This window comes from Intestinibaculum porci, assembly GCF_003925875.1.
Taxonomy (GTDB): domain Bacteria; phylum Bacillota_I; class Bacilli_A; order Erysipelotrichales; family Coprobacillaceae; genus Intestinibaculum; species Intestinibaculum porci.
The window spans coordinates 1,931,610-1,947,654 of sequence record NZ_AP019309.1 but is presented as its reverse complement, the minus strand read 5'-3'; the positions used below and the strand labels follow the sequence as shown (position 1 = coordinate 1,947,654).

The window sequence follows — 16,045 nt, the reverse complement described above, 5'->3', positions numbered from 1 at the left end:
AGTTTTTGTGCTAGATAATTGCCCAAAATATATAATGAGATATTCATTTGATTTATGTTTTTCAAAAGCCTGAAATTCATGTATAATGTGAATACATAATGGGAGGTAATAAGTATGTATGATTATCCATTAGATCCCTCGTGGTCAATCGACGAAATCACGACCGTAATTGCGCTTTATAATGCCGTGGAAAAAGCCTATGAAGGCGGCATTGCCCGTCATGAATTTATGAATGCGTATCGCGCTTTTACGGCGATTGTCGACTCGCAGGCGATGCAGAAACAGCTGGATCGCGCTTTTGAAAAAGCTTCCTCATACTCCATTTATAAAGTGTTTAAAGAAGCACAAAAGGGAGTTGAATGGATACAATTATGACACTCATCAGATATATTCAAAAATGGATCAGGCGCAAGGGCACTGATAAGGGCATCAGTATCTCCGCTTTCCTTTTGTGCGCTTTTGGCATGGTCATGATTGGTGATGCCTCGGTAGGGATGGCGATTACCCGCGGGGATAATTATGCCATCATCAATATGGGGAAGCAGCTTGTCTTTTTACTGGCGGGTGGTTTTATCTATTTTTGGATCCAGCATAAATTTCAGGTGAATCGCAGTCATGTCAGGATGAGAAACTATTATTATATAGCACTTATTTTGATGGGAATATGTCGTTTATGGAATATCAACGGTTCGCATGCCTGGATTAAATTAGGCCCTTTCACAATTCAGCCTTCGGAATTTATGAAAATCGCCTTGATATTGCTTTATGCGCAGATTTTAGGAACGGAGCTGCCCCGCATTATCCGCAAGCGGAACGAGGCACTCTCGAAACCACAAGCCAAGGATCCCTTAGTACGCAAAGCCGTTCGTGATCGTGCCACAGAGAGAATTGTGGGCAAAGTTGTCGCACCTTTATTTGGCTATGGTATCCTCGCCTTTCTTACTTGTGGTTTCTACCAGGGTGATTTAGGGTCCGCAATCATTATTTTTGGTATTTGTTTGACGCTTTTTTTTGCGACGGCAGAGCGTGGCTTCAAACGTTTAAAAAGAGTTGCGATTTTGGTTATTATTGGCGGCTTGATCTTCATTTACTTTATAACCAAAATGGGTGGGGCAGGCTTATTGAAGCCGCATCAGATTGCCCGCTTTATTACCTGGTTAGATCCTTTGAATGATAAATATATCTTTGGGACCAGCTATCAGATCGTCAATGGGATGGTTGGTTATTCTAATGGCGGGTTAATTGGTCGCGGCTTTGGCAATTCGATTATGAAATATGGTTATATTCCTGAAGCGCAAAACGACTATATTTCGGCTATTATCGCTGAAGAGTTCGGATTATTAGGAATGGTCCTGTTATTGATTCCATACTGTGTGATCATTTATCGCCTTTTCAGTTATGCGATGAAAATGGAAGATCGTCGCTCGAAACTGATTCTCATTGGTGTGGCTTCGTATTTCTTTTTCCACTTACTCGTTAACTTAGGCGGGGTTTCCGGACTGATTCCAATGACGGGAGTGCCTTTATTATTAGTCAGTGCTGGCGGGACTTCGACTCTGGCGGCGTTAACTGCTCTAGGCATTGCCCAAAATATTATTGGAAAATATAACCGCAAACAAATGCAGGCTTTAGCCGAAAAGGAGATTAGTGAATGATCTATGATTACATCGATGACCTCGTTGAAGCGATTAAGGCGGAAGCGCCTTATCAAGACTTTATCGCGGCCAAACAAAAAGTAACCGAAGATCCTCAGCTTACCAAAGAGCTTAATACTATGCAGCGCTTACTTGATGAGAAAGAGGATCTTTCCAAATATCAGTCTTATATCTCATTAGATGAGATTAATGAAAAAATCAAAGCGCAAAAGCAAGTCTTACAAAGCTTTCCGGCGATGATTGATTATCAAAACGCTTTATATACTTTAAACAAACAATTAGAAGAGCTCTCGCAAATCACCTTTGGAGGGATTTCGGAAGAGCTGATCATTGGGAGGATAGGAAAAATTTATGCGCGTCATAGCAGGTCAGTATAAAAGCCGTCCTTTAAAAACGGTGAAATCACAATCCACACGTCCGACCACGGATAAAAATAAAGAAAACCTTTTTAATATGATTGGTCCTTATTTTGATGGCGGAGTCGTGCTCGATCTCTTCGCCGGCAGCGGCGCTCTAGGCATTGAGGCGATCTCTCGCGGGATGGATGAACTCTATGCTGTCGATAAGGCTTATAAAGCCTTTGCAGTGGTAAAAGAGAATATTGCCTCTTTAGGTATTGAAAATGCCCATGTCTTAAAAATGGACTATCGCAAGGCGTTAGAAAAATTCAAAGAAGAAAGGCAAATATTTGATTTGGTCTTATTAGATCCGCCTTATGGCTTAAAGATCAATCAGGATATTATTGAAACGCTGGCTAAGCAGGGAAACTTGGCGGCGAACGCTACGATTGTTGTAGAAGATTTAAAAGAAGAACGGTTAAACTTTGCTTTGCCATTTGAATGCATCAAAGAACGAGATTTCGGGATAACCGTTATGCAAATTGTGAAATACCGAGGTGAAGAACATGCGTAAAGCTATTTACGCGGGAACTTTTGATCCTATTACTAATGGGCATCTAGATATTATCAAACGGTCACTGACGCTTTTTGATGAAGTGTATGTCGTGATGTTTGTCAATCCCGATAAGAAGACACTCTTTAGCGTGGCAGAGCGGCTAGCACTCATTCAAGAAGCGGTCAAAGATTTGCAAGGTGTCCATGTTGATTACAGTGATGCCTTGGCGGTGGAATACGCCGAAAAGGTTGGTGCAACCGCGATGGTGCGCGGTTTACGCGCCACCCAGGATTATCATTATGAATCGATGATGGCTTATGCCAATCAGTATCTCGATCATAATATTGAAATGGTTTTTCTGATGACTCAGTTATCTTATACGTTTATTTCATCATCAGCGGTCAAGGAAATCGCCTCCCATCATCGGGATGTCTCTTCTTTAGTACCAGCATGCGTTGATGAAGCGTTAAAGAAGAAATATTTAGAGGAGGAGCTATGAAAAATTATCAGGGTATGATGCGCATTAGCGCACAGCGAGAACTTATTCATGATGTTTATGAGCTCATTATTGAGGGGGAGGCGGCTTCTTTTATTAAGCAGCCAGGCCAGTTCATCAACATCAAATTAACGAAGGGGCAAACCCCTTATTTGCGTCGTCCAATGTCCGTTTGTGATTACGATGATCATTCTATTAAGATGATTTATAAAGTGGTTGGTCAGGGCACTAAACTGTTATCACAGATGCACTCTGGTGACGAGCTTGATGTCTTAACTGGTTTAGGTAATGGCTTTGACAAACGTGATACGAAAAAAGCATTAGTCATCGGCGGCGGCTTAGGGGTACCGCCAATGTATAACCTGACAAAGAAACTCTTAAGTGAAGGCGTGGAAGTCACCGCTGTTTTAGGCTTCAACAGTGCTGCTGATTGTTTCTATAAAGAAGAATTTGAAGCCCTTTGTCCCACTTACATCGCGACAATGAAAGGGGACTTAGGGGTGAAAGGAACGGTTATTGATGCGATTCAAGACAAAGGTCTTGCTTTTGATCATTATTATGCCTGTGGTCCTTTACCAATGTTAAATGCGCTAGCAAAGACCTATCCAGAGCATGGTTATTTATCTTATGAAGCGCGCATGGGCTGCGGTTTTGGCGCATGCATGGGCTGTTCGATGAAAGTGAAAGGCGCCAGCTACAAACGTGTCTGCGTCGAAGGCCCTGTCTTTACAAGTGAAGAGGTGATTGTCAATGGCTAATTTAAAAATCGTATTACCTGGTTTAGAATTAAAAAATCCTGTTATTCCAGCCAGCGGTACTTTTGGTTTCGGCTATGAATTTACTAAATTTTATGATATTAACTGTTTAGGTTCGATTGCGACGAAAGGAACAACCCGCTACGAACGCTATGGCAATCCCTTGCCACGTATTGCGGAAGGACCAGCCGGCATGCTTAATGCCATCGGTTTACAGAATCCTGGCGTCGAAGCGGTGGTCAAAGAAGAATTTGCAAAATTAAAAGCGGTATACAATGATAAAGTCTTAGCTAATATGGGTGGTCATTCATTAGAGGAATATATTGAAACGGCAGAAATTTTATCACAGAGTGATATTGTTGGGGCTTTGGAATTAAATATTTCCTGTCCAAACGTCAAAGAAGGCGGAATGCAGTTTGGGACAGATCCTGAAATGGCTGCTAAAGTGACCAGGGAAGTTAAGAAAGTATCCGCGAAACCGGTATACGTTAAACTCTCACCTAATGTCACTGATATCGTTTCTATTGCGAAAGCGGTAGAAGAAGCTGGGGCTGATGGTATTTCCATGATTAATACATTAGTGGGGATGCGTTTTAATATTCATACCGGAGCACCGATTATTAAAAACAAAACGGGCGGCTATAGCGGTCCCGCCATTTTACCGATTGCTTTACGGATGGTTTATCAGGTTTCTCAGGCTGTTAAGATTCCGGTCATCGGGATGGGCGGTATTTCCACTGGGGAAGAAGCTATTGAAATGATGATTGCTGGAGCGAGCGCTGTCGAAGTGGGCTGCGCTAACTTAGTAGATCCTTATGCCTGCCCACGGATTATTGAAGAAATGAATACTTATCTTGATCAGAATGGTATTTCGGATATTAAGGAGATTATTGGTTTATCACATCGCTATGATTAAAAAGAGGAGGATTCGTCCTCTTTTTTTCATAGAATACAAAAATGACACAGGATTGCCATATCGCTATGCTAAAGTAGAATTGGTGAGAATTATGGAATTACATTTTATGAAGTGGGGCTTTTTATTAGCTGGTATCGGTAATTTGCTTGTCGTCCTTTATGGCTATTTGTGGATGCAGGAATTACTTTATCTTAATATCATTGCATCTTTATGCGGTTTTATTCTTTCGTTAATGAGCACTCCTAGGAAAGTGAGGAAACACCGATGAGAAAACTGATTTTGCTTATTGTCGTGATCTTAGTCATGACTTTCTGTATTCGCGTTGGTGTTTATTTTAAGGCTTATCATGACCATTATGCAGCGACCTCTTTTCAGTCCCATCTGCTTCATTTATCAAAGCTCTTTTTATTGCCAGCTTTGATTTTGCTAATCCTCAGTGTCTTTATTAAGCCCCATTAAAGATCATCTTCAGCCGCCAGCAAGTGATCAAAAGAAAAGTTCTGGAAAGATTCCAAGGCTTCTAAAAAGCGCGGATGGTTTAAGCGTGATCCATCCACTAACGGGATGATATAACGTTTCTTAGAGATGATCATTCGTCCGTTAGTGGGATGATCGTCTAAGTGATCTAAATGCGTAAAATCCTGCCACTCTTTAAGATAAGCGTCCTTCAATTTCGCGATCACCAGATCTTCTGTCGTATAGAGATCCTTCATCGTGATGATGCCCTCTTCCAGGGCTTTTTTTGTCAATCGACCTAAACGATCCATACTGTAACGATCATTATCAGACATGTACACATGGCCACATTGTAAGGCGAGAAGGGCAAAGGTTAAAGCAGTGTCTTCATGAGCGAAGGTTAACTCTTTTTCACCATCTTCGTTATGTCCAACATACAAATCATCAAAGCACGCTTGCAGAGTCCCTGGTGATGCAAAACCATAGTAATAGGCATTATCTAAGGTATACTCTAAGCGATCAATGCTTAAACGAGGAGTCTTATTATCACATATAGGGTAAATATGATAGTTATCAATTTGTGAGAGTTTAATATGATCTCTTTCCAGTAATGCCATTAAGATAGCATCATTTTGTAGGAGCGTAGTGGTATTTTTCTCAGTCGCTTCCTGGTGGAGATAATCACCAGTCATAAAATCAATGGTATGGGCGAAAACCGGCGTCGCTACATCATGAAATAAGGAGGCTAGCGTCTGTCGTTTGTCATGGGTAAAATGATAGGTGGCGATGGCGCAGCCTAAGGAATGTTCATAGCGCGAATAGAAGGAAATATTTTTAAAGATAGGAAACTGGGTATAATTCATGCCGCAGTTCATTCCCACGCCTTGTAATCTTTTCATGCAAGGCACTTTTAAATAATCGTTTAAAAAAGGGACTTGCTTTCCATAGCAGATTGTCATAGGATCACCTCCATCTTTATTATAAGGAATCAGGGAGAGAAGTAAATATTCTTGAGGTGCAAGAGAATATCGGTATAATTAGAAGCGGTGATATAAATGAACTTAAAAGAATTATTAAATCCGCAGCAGTATGAAGCTGCCACATATTTAGATGGGCATTTACGCATCATTGCCGGAGCCGGCAGCGGCAAGACCCGCGTGGTCACTTATCGTATTGCTTATCTGATTGAAAATGTCGGTATTGCGCCAAGAAATATCTTAGCCATTACCTTTACTAATAAAGCGGCTAATGAAATGAAAGAGCGTGTAGAACACATTTTAGGAGAAGAAGCGTATGGGACGACTATTTGCACCATTCACTCCTTATGTGTAAGAGTCTTAAGACGTCATGCCTCGCTGCTTGGCTATCCCCATAATTTTATTATTATGGATGAAGAAGATCAGAAGTCCCTGATGAAAAAGCTCTTTAAAAATAATAATGTGTCTGATAAGGGGATTACGATCAAATCGATGATTCACTATATCAGTGCCTGTAAAACGAATCTGATTACGCCTGAAAAGGCAACGAATTTGGCTTCTCTGCCAGCTGAAAAGGTCAAGGCCAAGATTTATTTAGAATATGAGAATTACACCAAAGAACATGCGATGATGGACTTTGATGATTTACTGCTTAATACTTTATGTTTATTCCAGGATCATACTGAAGTGGTCGAATTATGGAGTCATCGTTATCAGTATGTGCATGTTGATGAGTTCCAGGATGTTGGTGAAATTGAATACCGCCTCATTAAATATTTTGGGAAAGCATCGATTGTCTGCGTCGTTGGCGATCCTGATCAGACCATTTATTCCTTCCGTGGCAGTGATGTCAATTATATTTTGAACTTTGATCAGGATTATGAAAACGTCAAAACCGTTTTCTTAAATCAGAACTATCGTTCAACGAAAACGATCCTGGATGTCTCTAATAATTTAATTCGCCGCAATAAACATCGTTTAGAAAAAGATTTATTTACCGATCATGAAGCCGGTGATAAAGTTGTTCATTATTCAGCAGTTTCCGAAGCGGCAGAAGCGGAGTATATTGCTAATACGATTATGAATTTAGAAAATGAAGATGGTGTCAATTTTAAAGACATTGCCATTCTCTACCGTGCGAACTATCTGTCGCGGCCAATTGAACAGGTGCTTATTCAAAAGGGCATCCCTTATAAGATTTTTGGCGGTTTAAAGTTCTTTAATCGTAAGGAAATTAAAGATGCTTTAAGTTATATCCGTTTATTAGTAGATAATGATGATTTGGCCTTTGAACGTATTGCCAATGTGCCAACGCGTGGAGTAGGAGCAAAAACCTTAGAAAATATTCAGGCTTGCGCGCTGCGTCATGGCTTAAATGAATATGAAGCATTATGTTTCTACATGGATGAAATCAATTTAACGGGAAAAGCTAAAAAAGGTTTAAAAGCTTTAATCAATAGTATGGAAAATGCTCGCTTAAGTGATAAAGCGCCAGAGCAGATCTTTGAAGATTTATTACGCAGTGTTGGTTATATCGAGATGTTAACGAAAGATCACGAAGAAAGCCGTATTGATAACATCATGGAATTAAAGAATTCTATTGCGACGTATATGCAGGAACATCCGGATACGGCTAACTTTGAAAGCTACCTTCAGGATATCGCTCTCTATACGACGCAGGATGAAGAAACTGATGAAGATTATGTCTCTTTAATGAGTATTCATATGGCTAAAGGCTTAGAGTTCAGTTATGTTTTTGTGGCAGGCTTATCAGAAAATATCTTCCCATCGATTCATGCGATGGAAGATAATCATGAAAGCGGCTTGGAAGAAGAACGCCGTTTAGCATACGTCGCCTTTACGCGCGCTAAAAAACGTTTGTATTTAACGGATTCCCAGGGTTATTCCTATGTCTCTCAGTCACCGAAAGTGACCTCCCGTTTCGTGCAGGAATTAGGCACCAAACTGGTGGAAAATGCGGGTCGGCCAAGCGCCTTTAAAACGGATCACTATGTCAAAGTCCATGAAAGCGCCGATGAGCAGATTGGTGATAACAAGGAAGAAAACTGGAAAGTGGGAGACTTAGTGGTGCATGATGTTTTTGGCAAAGGCGTCATTGTGGCGGTAAAGGGCAACTATGTCGATGTCGCTTTTAGTGTGCCTCATGGCATGAAGACGCTTATGAGTCGACATAAAGCTCTCAAACGTCTTCATAGTTAACATTGTAATCATGGGCAAATGTGTCTATAATACGAAAGGTGAAAACAATGACAAAAGAAAGATTAAATGAGCTCAAAGAGCTCCTCAATACCTATAATTATCAATATTATGTGCAGGATCGGCCAACTGTCAGCGACCAGGAATATGACAGTTTAATGGATGAACTGATTCATATTGAACAGGCTCACCCGGAATGGCGCACGCCTGATTCGCCTAGTCAGCGCATTGGCGGAGAAGTCTTAGAAGGCTTCAAGAAAGTTACCCATCGCATTCCGATGATGTCTTTAGGCGATATCTTCAATGAAGATGAAGTCTATGATTTTGATGATCGTGTCACCAGCGTTATTCCCAATGTGGAGTATGTCTGTGAATTAAAATTAGATGGTTTATCTGTCTCTTTAGTTTATGATCATGGCGTTTTACAGTACGCGGCAACACGTGGCAATGGGACGATTGGTGAAGATATTACCCATAACGTGAAAACCATTAAATCGATTCCTTTATCGATTGATTTTGATGGACCATTAGAAGTGCGCGGTGAAATCATTATGCCTAAGGCTTCCTTAGAAAAGCTCAATAGCGCCCGCCAAGAGCAGGGGTTACCGGAATTTGCGAACTGCCGTAATGCGGCTGCGGGTTCTGTGCGGCAGCTTGATTCCCGCATCGCTGCCAAGCGCGGGTTAGATGCGTACTTATATCATGTCCCTGATCCTAGCCAGATTGGCGCCACAACGCATGAAGAATGTCTCAATAAAATGCGTGAATTAGGCTTTAAAGTCAATCCGCATATTAAAAAGGTCAAAAATATTAAAGAAGTATGGGCATATATTGAAGAAGCCGCAACTTATCGTGCTTCGCTTCCTTATGATATTGATGGGATCGTTATTAAAGTAAATGATTTAGCGTCGCAAAAGCGCTTAGGCTTTACTGCTAAAGTGCCAAAATGGGCGATTGCTTATAAGTTCCCAGCAGAAGAAGTCATTACGAAGTTAAAAGATATTATCTTTACCATTGGCCGGACCGGTCAGATCACCCCTAATGCGGTCTTAAATCCTGTCCGCGTTGCGGGTTCGATTGTCCAGCGTGCCACTTTGCATAATGAAGACAACGTCAAGCGCAAAGATATCCGCGTCGGTGATGATGTGGTTATTCGTAAAGCCGGAGATGTCATTCCAGAAGTTGTCCGTTCTTTAAAAGAACGTCGCACCGGCGCAGAACGTCCTTTTGAAATGATCAAAGTCTGTCCGACATGCGGTCAGCCGTTAGTACGTAAGGACAATGAAGCGGCTTATTACTGCGTCAATGAAGAATGTCCTTCTAAGATCATTGAAAAGCTGATTCACTTTGCATCGCGTGAAGCGATGAATATTGATGGTTTAGGTGATAAGATTATTGAACAGTTCTTTAATTTGGGCTATATTAAGACCATCGCCGATATTTATCGCATTCATACCCATGAAAAAGAAATTATGGAAATTGATGGCTTTGGCCGTAAGTCAATGGATCATCTGATGGAAGCGATTGAGAATTCTAAAAAGAATTCCTTAGAAAAGCTGTTATTTGGTTTAGGCATCCGTGGAGTTGGGGCGAAGATGGCTGATTTATTAGCCGCTAACTTTAAAACCATTGATGCGTTATTTGAAGCGAATATTCCTCAGTTAACGAAAATTCCAACCGTTGGCGAAACGATTGCAAACAGTATTATTGCTTATCGCAGTAATCCTAAGAATATCGCATTGATCAATGAATTAAAGTCCTTAGGACTTAATATGACATATCTGAAAGATACGCATGTTGAAGCGTCAGCATTTACCGATTTAACTGTTGTCGTAACGGGAACCTTGGAAACGATGTCGCGTAAACAGGTGCAGGAATGGCTAAAGAACCATGGCGCTAAGGTGACAAGCAGTGTCTCTAAGAAAACAAGTTTAGTGATTGTCGGGAAAGATCCTGGCTCGAAATATGAAAAAGCTGTATCATTAGGAATCCGCATTATGCAGGAAGATGAATTCAGGGAGGTAAGCGGTCTATGAGATTAAAGAAAACTATGTTAGGAGGACTCACAGCGGTTTTATTATTAACCGGCTGTTCAAGTTCTACATCTAGTCAGCGAACCAGTGCGAATGCGACAGATGCCTCATCATTTAGCGGTGATTACTATAAGATGATTGATACCGGTCGTGGCACTAATAGTGAAAACTTATATCTGGAATTCAGCAGTACCAATGATTTGATTACCATCGGGAGCGGTCTGCAGATTTTATCAGAATCGCATTTTTCAACGGATTCATACTATTTATCCGAAGGAACTCAGTTAACCAATGATGATTATGAAGCGTTATTAAAACGTGATGCGTCCGGCACCAAAAAAAATAAGATGAAATATCCTGATACCTTGCAGGTCGCACATGGGACCACATTAGATGGAATCAAAGATCCGATCATGGCAGATACCTTAACGGAGCAGGATTATTATGTTAAAAGCGGGACAAAGTATAAATTAGCTGGTATTTCTTTTGCGATTATTGTCAATCCGAAGACCTCTGATAACAAGAAGTTTGATACAACCATGTCTTCCACAACAATTAGAAATTATTCCCGTGATGCGATTAAGAAAATGTATAAGTATATTCGTTTAAAGAAGAAATCTTTACGTAATTTACCAATTAATATTTGTATTTATCGCGCTAATGATGATGAAGTTTCTACTATTAACGGAAACTATATTTATCAGGCGTACTGTACAAATGGGAATGTCGGCAGTATGAAGAGTGTTAATCATGAAAATGTAACATTCACGAGTGATCGCGCAAAAAAATTAGATGCGACGGCGTATAGTGATTTCGTGACCGTTAAAAATGCCTTAAAGAATGCCTCAACCGAATCGGCAGGTTTAGTAGGAACCGGTCATTATATTAATGGCACATTGCAGTCGATGAAGATTGAAGCCCATCTCAATATTAAAACTTATACTGAACTTCTCTATTTAACATCAGTTTTAGCCGATCGTATCAATGCTAAGTTCACCGAAGATTTTAATATTAAGTGTCTCGTTTACTCACAGGATGAGTTAATGGCTATTATTATTAAAAATAAAGGTGAAGATGCGAAAACGACAATTATTGAAGAATAAATTCATGCACCCAGAAATGGGTGCATTTTTCAATCAATAAAATATATACAAAAGGGGGAGAATTTGTTAAAATGGGGATGAATGTAGGTGATTTACAGTGGCTAGAAAGCATTTTAGCTTTGATGATGAACCCAGTACAAATAGGACTCCGAAAAAAAGTCCCAGCAAACCAGTGAGTTCACGTCCCAAAACACAAAATAGTAAACAGACAAGTCAAAAAGAACATTTTTCCTTTGGTGATGAAGGACCAAGAAAACCGCGTCCCGCCGGCAGTGCGAAAGCGCAGTCAACGGTAAAAAGACCACAAACGAGCGCTAAAGCGCAGCCCACGCAGAAAAGACCAACCGTTTCGCGGCCGCGTCCCAAACAGAAAGCACCTAAAGCTAAAGGCATTAAGAAATGGCAGATTGTTTTAGTGATGATTTTAGCAGCTGTCGTCGCTTTTACGGGATCGATGATTTATATGGCTAGAGAAGATGGCCCCGTTTATGGTGATCGCTGTAAAGGTTTAGTTCATGTAGATAAGTCTGTTTTAACAAAAACCATCAGTGAAGTGAAAGCAAAAAATAAATTAATCAATACCATCAATATTTCTATTCAGTGTAAGGAATTTAAGTTTGATATTGATTTCAATCATGCAACGACCGAAGCGCAGGCAAAGACTATTTGTAAGAGTGCTGTTCAAACGTTAGATAAAAATGCTAATCAGAAATCTTATAAAGGTTCTAAATACTCTGTCTTACTGAATAAAGTCAATGGTGTGAAACAGTTTGAATGTGATTTCTATTTAACGTGTGCCAAAGGGGATTCATGGCCAATCTATGGGACAAAGATGGCTGGCTCTGACAGCTTTAACTTCAGTAATGCGAAAATTAAAAATAGAACATCGTACAACAATGCGATGAAAAATAAATAAGCGGGGCAACTCGCTTTTTTTTAAAGGAGATTAAAATGAAAAAGAAAGATCATATTATAGCGACATGCACGGATTATACCCATGATACCTTAGGCATTGTCCATCATGATGGAATAGCAGTATTTGTGAAAAATCTGATTGTCGGAGAAGAAGCCGAAATTGAAATTATTAAAGTGCTTAAGAATTACTGCGTCGGCCGGATTGTGCGTCTCATTAAAACTTCACCAGAGAGAGAAGAACCAATTTGCCCCGTTTATAAACAATGCGGCGGCTGCAGTCTCATGCATATGTCTCAGGAAGGACAACAAGCTTTTAAAACCAATCGGGTGAAAGAAACCTTGCATAAAATTGGTCATTGTGATGCCCCGGTTAATGACTGTCTGATGGATCTGCCGCCTTATCATTATCGTAATAAGGTGCAGGTTCCCTTTGGCATGAATAAAGGACGCTTAGTGAGCGGCTTTTATAGAGCGCGGACGAACGAAATCATCGATCATGATTTCTGCATGATTCAAAATGAATTCTCTAATACCGTTACAAAGCGGGTTAAAGAACTTTTTGAACGTTATTCCATTACTCCTTATGATAAAGAAAAAAAGCAGGGGATGATCAAACATGTATTAACGCGTTATGGCACGCATACTGATGAAGGTATGCTTGTCTTTATCACATACACAAAAAAGATCCCGCATCTTAAAAACATTGTCCGCATCTTAGTAGAAGAATTCCCGCAGATCAAAACAGTCATTCAAAATATTAATACCCGTCATGATAATGTCATTTTAGGAGATCAGGAAATCATTTTATATGGTGATGGGGTTATTCATGATACCTTATTAGGTAATACCTACACTATTTCTTTAAAATCATTTTATCAGATCAATCCACGACAGGTTGAAGTCCTTTATGCAAAAGCAATTGCATATGCCCATTTCCAAAAAGAAGATATCGTTATTGATGCTTACTGCGGGATTGGGACCATCGCTTTATCCCTCGCTTCACAGGTGAAAGAAGTTTATGGCGTCGAAGTTGTCCCGCAGGCTATTGAAGATGCTAAAAAGAATGCCCTTGCCAATGGCATTACCAATGCCTATTTCACCTGTGATGATGCCGGTGATTACATGGTTAAATGTGCAAAAGAAGGGAAACATATTGATGTTGTGATGGTTGACCCACCAAGAAAAGGCTGTTCAGAATTATTCTTATCCCAGTTAGTGACCTTATCTCCAGATCGGATCGTTTATATCAGCTGTAATGTCTCAACCCAGGCTCGTGATATTGATATCTTACAGCAGCATGGCTATCAGGTAGAAGAGGTCACTCCAGTAGACATGTTCCCCCAGACTAATCACGTCGAGACGGTAGTATTGATGTCAAGAGTCGAAGGAAAATAGCCGCGAAAGCCCAGTAATACTGCGGTTTTCGGACAATCGGGCAATCGGCATCGGACAGACAAAACGCTTCTCGGTAACTTATCCAAGGGCAATCTGGCTCAAAAAGTGTGAGAGTTGAGTTGCCACGATAGATGTCACATAGTTGAGTTGCCGAGTTAGATGTCGGGGAGTTGTGGCTGTGAGATAGATGTCAGGATAAAATATAAATTCCGGATGCACAAAAAGCGTCCGGAAATTTTTTTGAAAAACTTGTAATAAAACTATTGACAAGTGCGTTGCTGTCCTATATAATCTGCTTGTAATCAAAAAGGTTACAAGATAATAATCAGAATTCAAAAGGAGGATTTTATCATGAAGATTGCAGTAGTAGCAGCAAACGGACGCGTAGCTCAGAAGGTTGTCAAGGAAGCATTGGACAGAGGGTTCGAGGTTAAGGCATTCGGTCGCGGAGCAGAGAACAAGACGGCAGCTTCCGATTATGTGCAGAAGGACATCATGGATCTTACGAAGGAAGATCTGGCTGGCTTTGATGCAGTGGTGGACGGCTTTGGCGCATGGGAAGAGGATAAGTTGGACGGTCATGTGAAGACTTCCCAGCATCTATGCGACATCCTTGCAGGAACGGACACCCGTCTTCTGATCGTTGGTGGTGCAGGCAGCCTCTTCGTAAATCCGGAGCATACGGCTGTTGTCAGTGATGGTGCAGACTTCCCGGCTATGTTCCTCCCGCTCGCAAAGGCACAGGGCGAGGAGCTTGCCAAGCTGCGTGAGAGAAATGACGTGAAGTGGACATTCATCAGCCCTGCTGGAGACTTTCAGGCAGACGGTGAGCGCAGCGGAAAGTATATCCTTGCTGGCGAGGAGCTTACACTGAACAGCAAGGGCGAGAGCATTATCAGCTATGCGGATTATGCCATCGCTATGGTAGATGAGATCGAAAAGGGTGACCACATCCAGCAGCGTATCAGTGTAGTGAGAGAATAATTTACGACAGCTTGTAATATCTGCATTGACAGGCTTCTTGTAAAGTGTTATATTACAAGCAGGAGGGCACTATGCGTCCAGTGGACGCATGTTCAGTGTGAACCGGAACGGAGTGGAGAAGAGGCAATGCAGATTACAAGCAGATTTACGATAGCTGTACATATCATTACCGCTATCGATTATTTCAAAGACAACGAAAAGGTGACGAGCAATTTTCTGGCGGGCAGCGTAGGCGCTAATCCTGTCATTGTCCGGAATGTTATGGGCAATCTCAAGGAAGCGGGGATTATCGACATCAGTCAGGGTAAAAGCGGTATAACGCTTGCTAAAAAACTGGATGAAATCACTTTTTACGATGTTTATAAGGCGGTTGACTGTGTAAATGATGAAGGACTGTTTCATTTCCACGAGAATCCGAGTACACAGTGTCCTGTAGGTAAAAATATCCACGCCCTTTTGGATGACAAATTGAAAGGCATCCAAACCGCTATGGAGGATGAAATGAGAAAATACACGATAGCGGATTTAAGGACGGGAATGCAGGATATTCTCGCAAAAGAAGCCTGACAAAATGGGACTCCGGAGCAGACTGCTTCGGAGTCCTTTTCTAAGGAGGCATTTGACATGGAAACAAAAGAATATCTTGACTATATCGCAAATGAAATACATCGAACGATTGTAGCCACCGTTGATGACGAAGGCCTTCCGGTGACGGCAGCAATCGATATGATGGACAGTGATGAAAAGAGTTTGTATTTCCTCACAGCAAAGGGCAAAGGCTTTTATGACAGGTTGAAGAAACGAGAGTTTCTTGCCCTGACTGCAATGAAGGGTGAGGATACCATGAGCAGCGTGGCTGTGTCTATCCGTGGAAAGGTTCGGGAGCTTGGATATGATAAGATTCCAGAACTGTTTGAGAAAAATCCGTATATGCGCAAGATATATCCCACAGAGGAGTCTATGCAGGCTCTGACGGTGTTCCAGATTTATGAGGGCAGCGGTGAGTGGTTCGATCTTTCAAAGAAACCGATAGAGCGTGCTTCTTTTACATTTGGAGGAGTGGTGAAAAAGGCAGAGGGATATTTCATCACAGACAAATGTATCGGCTGCGGAAGCTGTGTAGCGGTTTGTCCGCAAAACTGTATCATTCAGGACGAAATGCCGTTTGTGATTGAACAGGAACACTGTTTGCATTGTGGTAACTATATGACGGCTTGTCATGTAGATGCGGTGGAAAGAAGGTAACAGC

Annotated in this window: 17 protein-coding genes; 16 read left to right on the top strand and 1 reads right to left on the bottom strand. The window is 41.2% G+C overall.

The features are described from left to right. Positions 1-114: 114 nt before the first annotated feature. The 8 genes from SG0102_RS09445 (at position 115) to SG0102_RS09410 (ending at position 5,175) form a co-directional block, all read left to right on the top strand. A complete protein-coding gene (locus tag SG0102_RS09445) occupies positions 115-375 on the top strand; it encodes a UPF0223 family protein (RefSeq protein ID WP_125119695.1) in 261 nt (86 codons plus the stop codon). Further along, complete coding sequence (locus SG0102_RS09440) at positions 360-1,655, top strand: FtsW/RodA/SpoVE family cell cycle protein (RefSeq protein ID WP_231999786.1); 1,296 nt, start codon at positions 360-362, stop codon at positions 1,653-1,655. The genes SG0102_RS09445 and SG0102_RS09440 overlap by 16 nt, the downstream gene beginning before the upstream one ends. After that, complete coding sequence (locus SG0102_RS09435) at positions 1,652-2,032, top strand: YlbF family regulator (protein ID WP_125119694.1); 381 nt, start codon at positions 1,652-1,654, stop codon at positions 2,030-2,032. Before SG0102_RS09440 ends, SG0102_RS09435 begins: the two co-directional genes overlap by 4 nt. Next, positions 2,007-2,567, top strand: coding sequence for a 16S rRNA (guanine(966)-N(2))-methyltransferase RsmD (gene rsmD / locus SG0102_RS09430; protein WP_125119693.1), 561 nt, complete (start codon positions 2,007-2,009; stop codon positions 2,565-2,567). Before SG0102_RS09435 ends, rsmD begins: the two co-directional genes overlap by 26 nt. Beyond that, positions 2,560-3,048 (top strand): pantetheine-phosphate adenylyltransferase, encoded by a 489-nt coding sequence (gene coaD / locus SG0102_RS09425; protein ID WP_125119692.1) that lies wholly within the window; start codon positions 2,560-2,562, stop codon positions 3,046-3,048. Before rsmD ends, coaD begins: the two co-directional genes overlap by 8 nt. After that, positions 3,045-3,803: a dihydroorotate dehydrogenase electron transfer subunit gene (locus SG0102_RS09420; RefSeq protein WP_125119691.1), complete on the top strand. Its 759-nt coding sequence runs from the start codon at positions 3,045-3,047 to the stop codon at positions 3,801-3,803. Before coaD ends, SG0102_RS09420 begins: the two co-directional genes overlap by 4 nt. Further along, a complete protein-coding gene (locus SG0102_RS09415; protein WP_125119690.1) occupies positions 3,796-4,716 on the top strand; it encodes a dihydroorotate dehydrogenase in 921 nt (306 codons plus the stop codon). Before SG0102_RS09420 ends, SG0102_RS09415 begins: the two co-directional genes overlap by 8 nt. Before the next feature lie 264 nt (positions 4,717-4,980). Then, positions 4,981-5,175, top strand: a complete 195-nt coding sequence (locus SG0102_RS09410) for a hypothetical protein (protein WP_125119689.1) — start codon at positions 4,981-4,983, stop codon at positions 5,173-5,175. On the opposite strand, the gene SG0102_RS09405 is transcribed toward SG0102_RS09410, so the two are convergent. Beyond that, positions 5,172-6,071: a hypothetical protein gene (locus SG0102_RS09405; protein WP_148668849.1), complete on the bottom strand. Its 900-nt coding sequence runs from the start codon at positions 6,069-6,071 to the stop codon at positions 5,172-5,174. The genes SG0102_RS09410 and SG0102_RS09405 overlap by 4 nt on opposite strands. A gap of 156 nt (positions 6,072-6,227) precedes the next feature. Here SG0102_RS09405 and SG0102_RS09400 point away from each other — a divergent pair, with 156 nt between their 5' ends. The 8 genes from SG0102_RS09400 (at position 6,228) to SG0102_RS09365 (ending at position 16,041) form a co-directional block, all read left to right on the top strand. Continuing rightward, on the top strand, positions 6,228-8,369 hold the full coding sequence (locus SG0102_RS09400) for an ATP-dependent helicase (protein WP_125119687.1): 2,142 nt from the start codon (positions 6,228-6,230) through the stop codon (positions 8,367-8,369). A gap of 47 nt (positions 8,370-8,416) precedes the next feature. Further along, positions 8,417-10,402, top strand: coding sequence for an NAD-dependent DNA ligase LigA (ligA, locus tag SG0102_RS09395; RefSeq protein ID WP_125119686.1), 1,986 nt, complete (start codon positions 8,417-8,419; stop codon positions 10,400-10,402). Continuing rightward, positions 10,399-11,502: a CamS family sex pheromone protein gene (locus SG0102_RS09390; RefSeq protein WP_125119685.1), complete on the top strand. Its 1,104-nt coding sequence runs from the start codon at positions 10,399-10,401 to the stop codon at positions 11,500-11,502. The genes ligA and SG0102_RS09390 overlap by 4 nt, the downstream gene beginning before the upstream one ends. A gap of 97 nt (positions 11,503-11,599) precedes the next feature. Continuing rightward, positions 11,600-12,418, top strand: coding sequence for a hypothetical protein (locus SG0102_RS09385; RefSeq protein ID WP_125119684.1), 819 nt, complete (start codon positions 11,600-11,602; stop codon positions 12,416-12,418). Between the two features lie 35 nt (positions 12,419-12,453). Then, positions 12,454-13,812, top strand: coding sequence for a 23S rRNA (uracil(1939)-C(5))-methyltransferase RlmD (rlmD, locus tag SG0102_RS09380; protein WP_125119683.1), 1,359 nt, complete (start codon positions 12,454-12,456; stop codon positions 13,810-13,812). A 351-nt stretch (positions 13,813-14,163) separates the two neighbouring features. Beyond that, positions 14,164-14,796 (top strand): NAD(P)-dependent oxidoreductase, encoded by a 633-nt coding sequence (locus SG0102_RS09375; protein WP_125119682.1) that lies wholly within the window; start codon positions 14,164-14,166, stop codon positions 14,794-14,796. A gap of 126 nt (positions 14,797-14,922) precedes the next feature. Continuing rightward, on the top strand, positions 14,923-15,363 hold the full coding sequence (locus tag SG0102_RS09370) for an Rrf2 family transcriptional regulator (RefSeq protein WP_125119681.1): 441 nt from the start codon (positions 14,923-14,925) through the stop codon (positions 15,361-15,363). 57 nt (positions 15,364-15,420) lie between these two features. Next, complete coding sequence (locus tag SG0102_RS09365) at positions 15,421-16,041, top strand: 4Fe-4S binding protein (RefSeq protein ID WP_125119680.1); 621 nt, start codon at positions 15,421-15,423, stop codon at positions 16,039-16,041. Positions 16,042-16,045 lie beyond the last annotated feature (4 nt).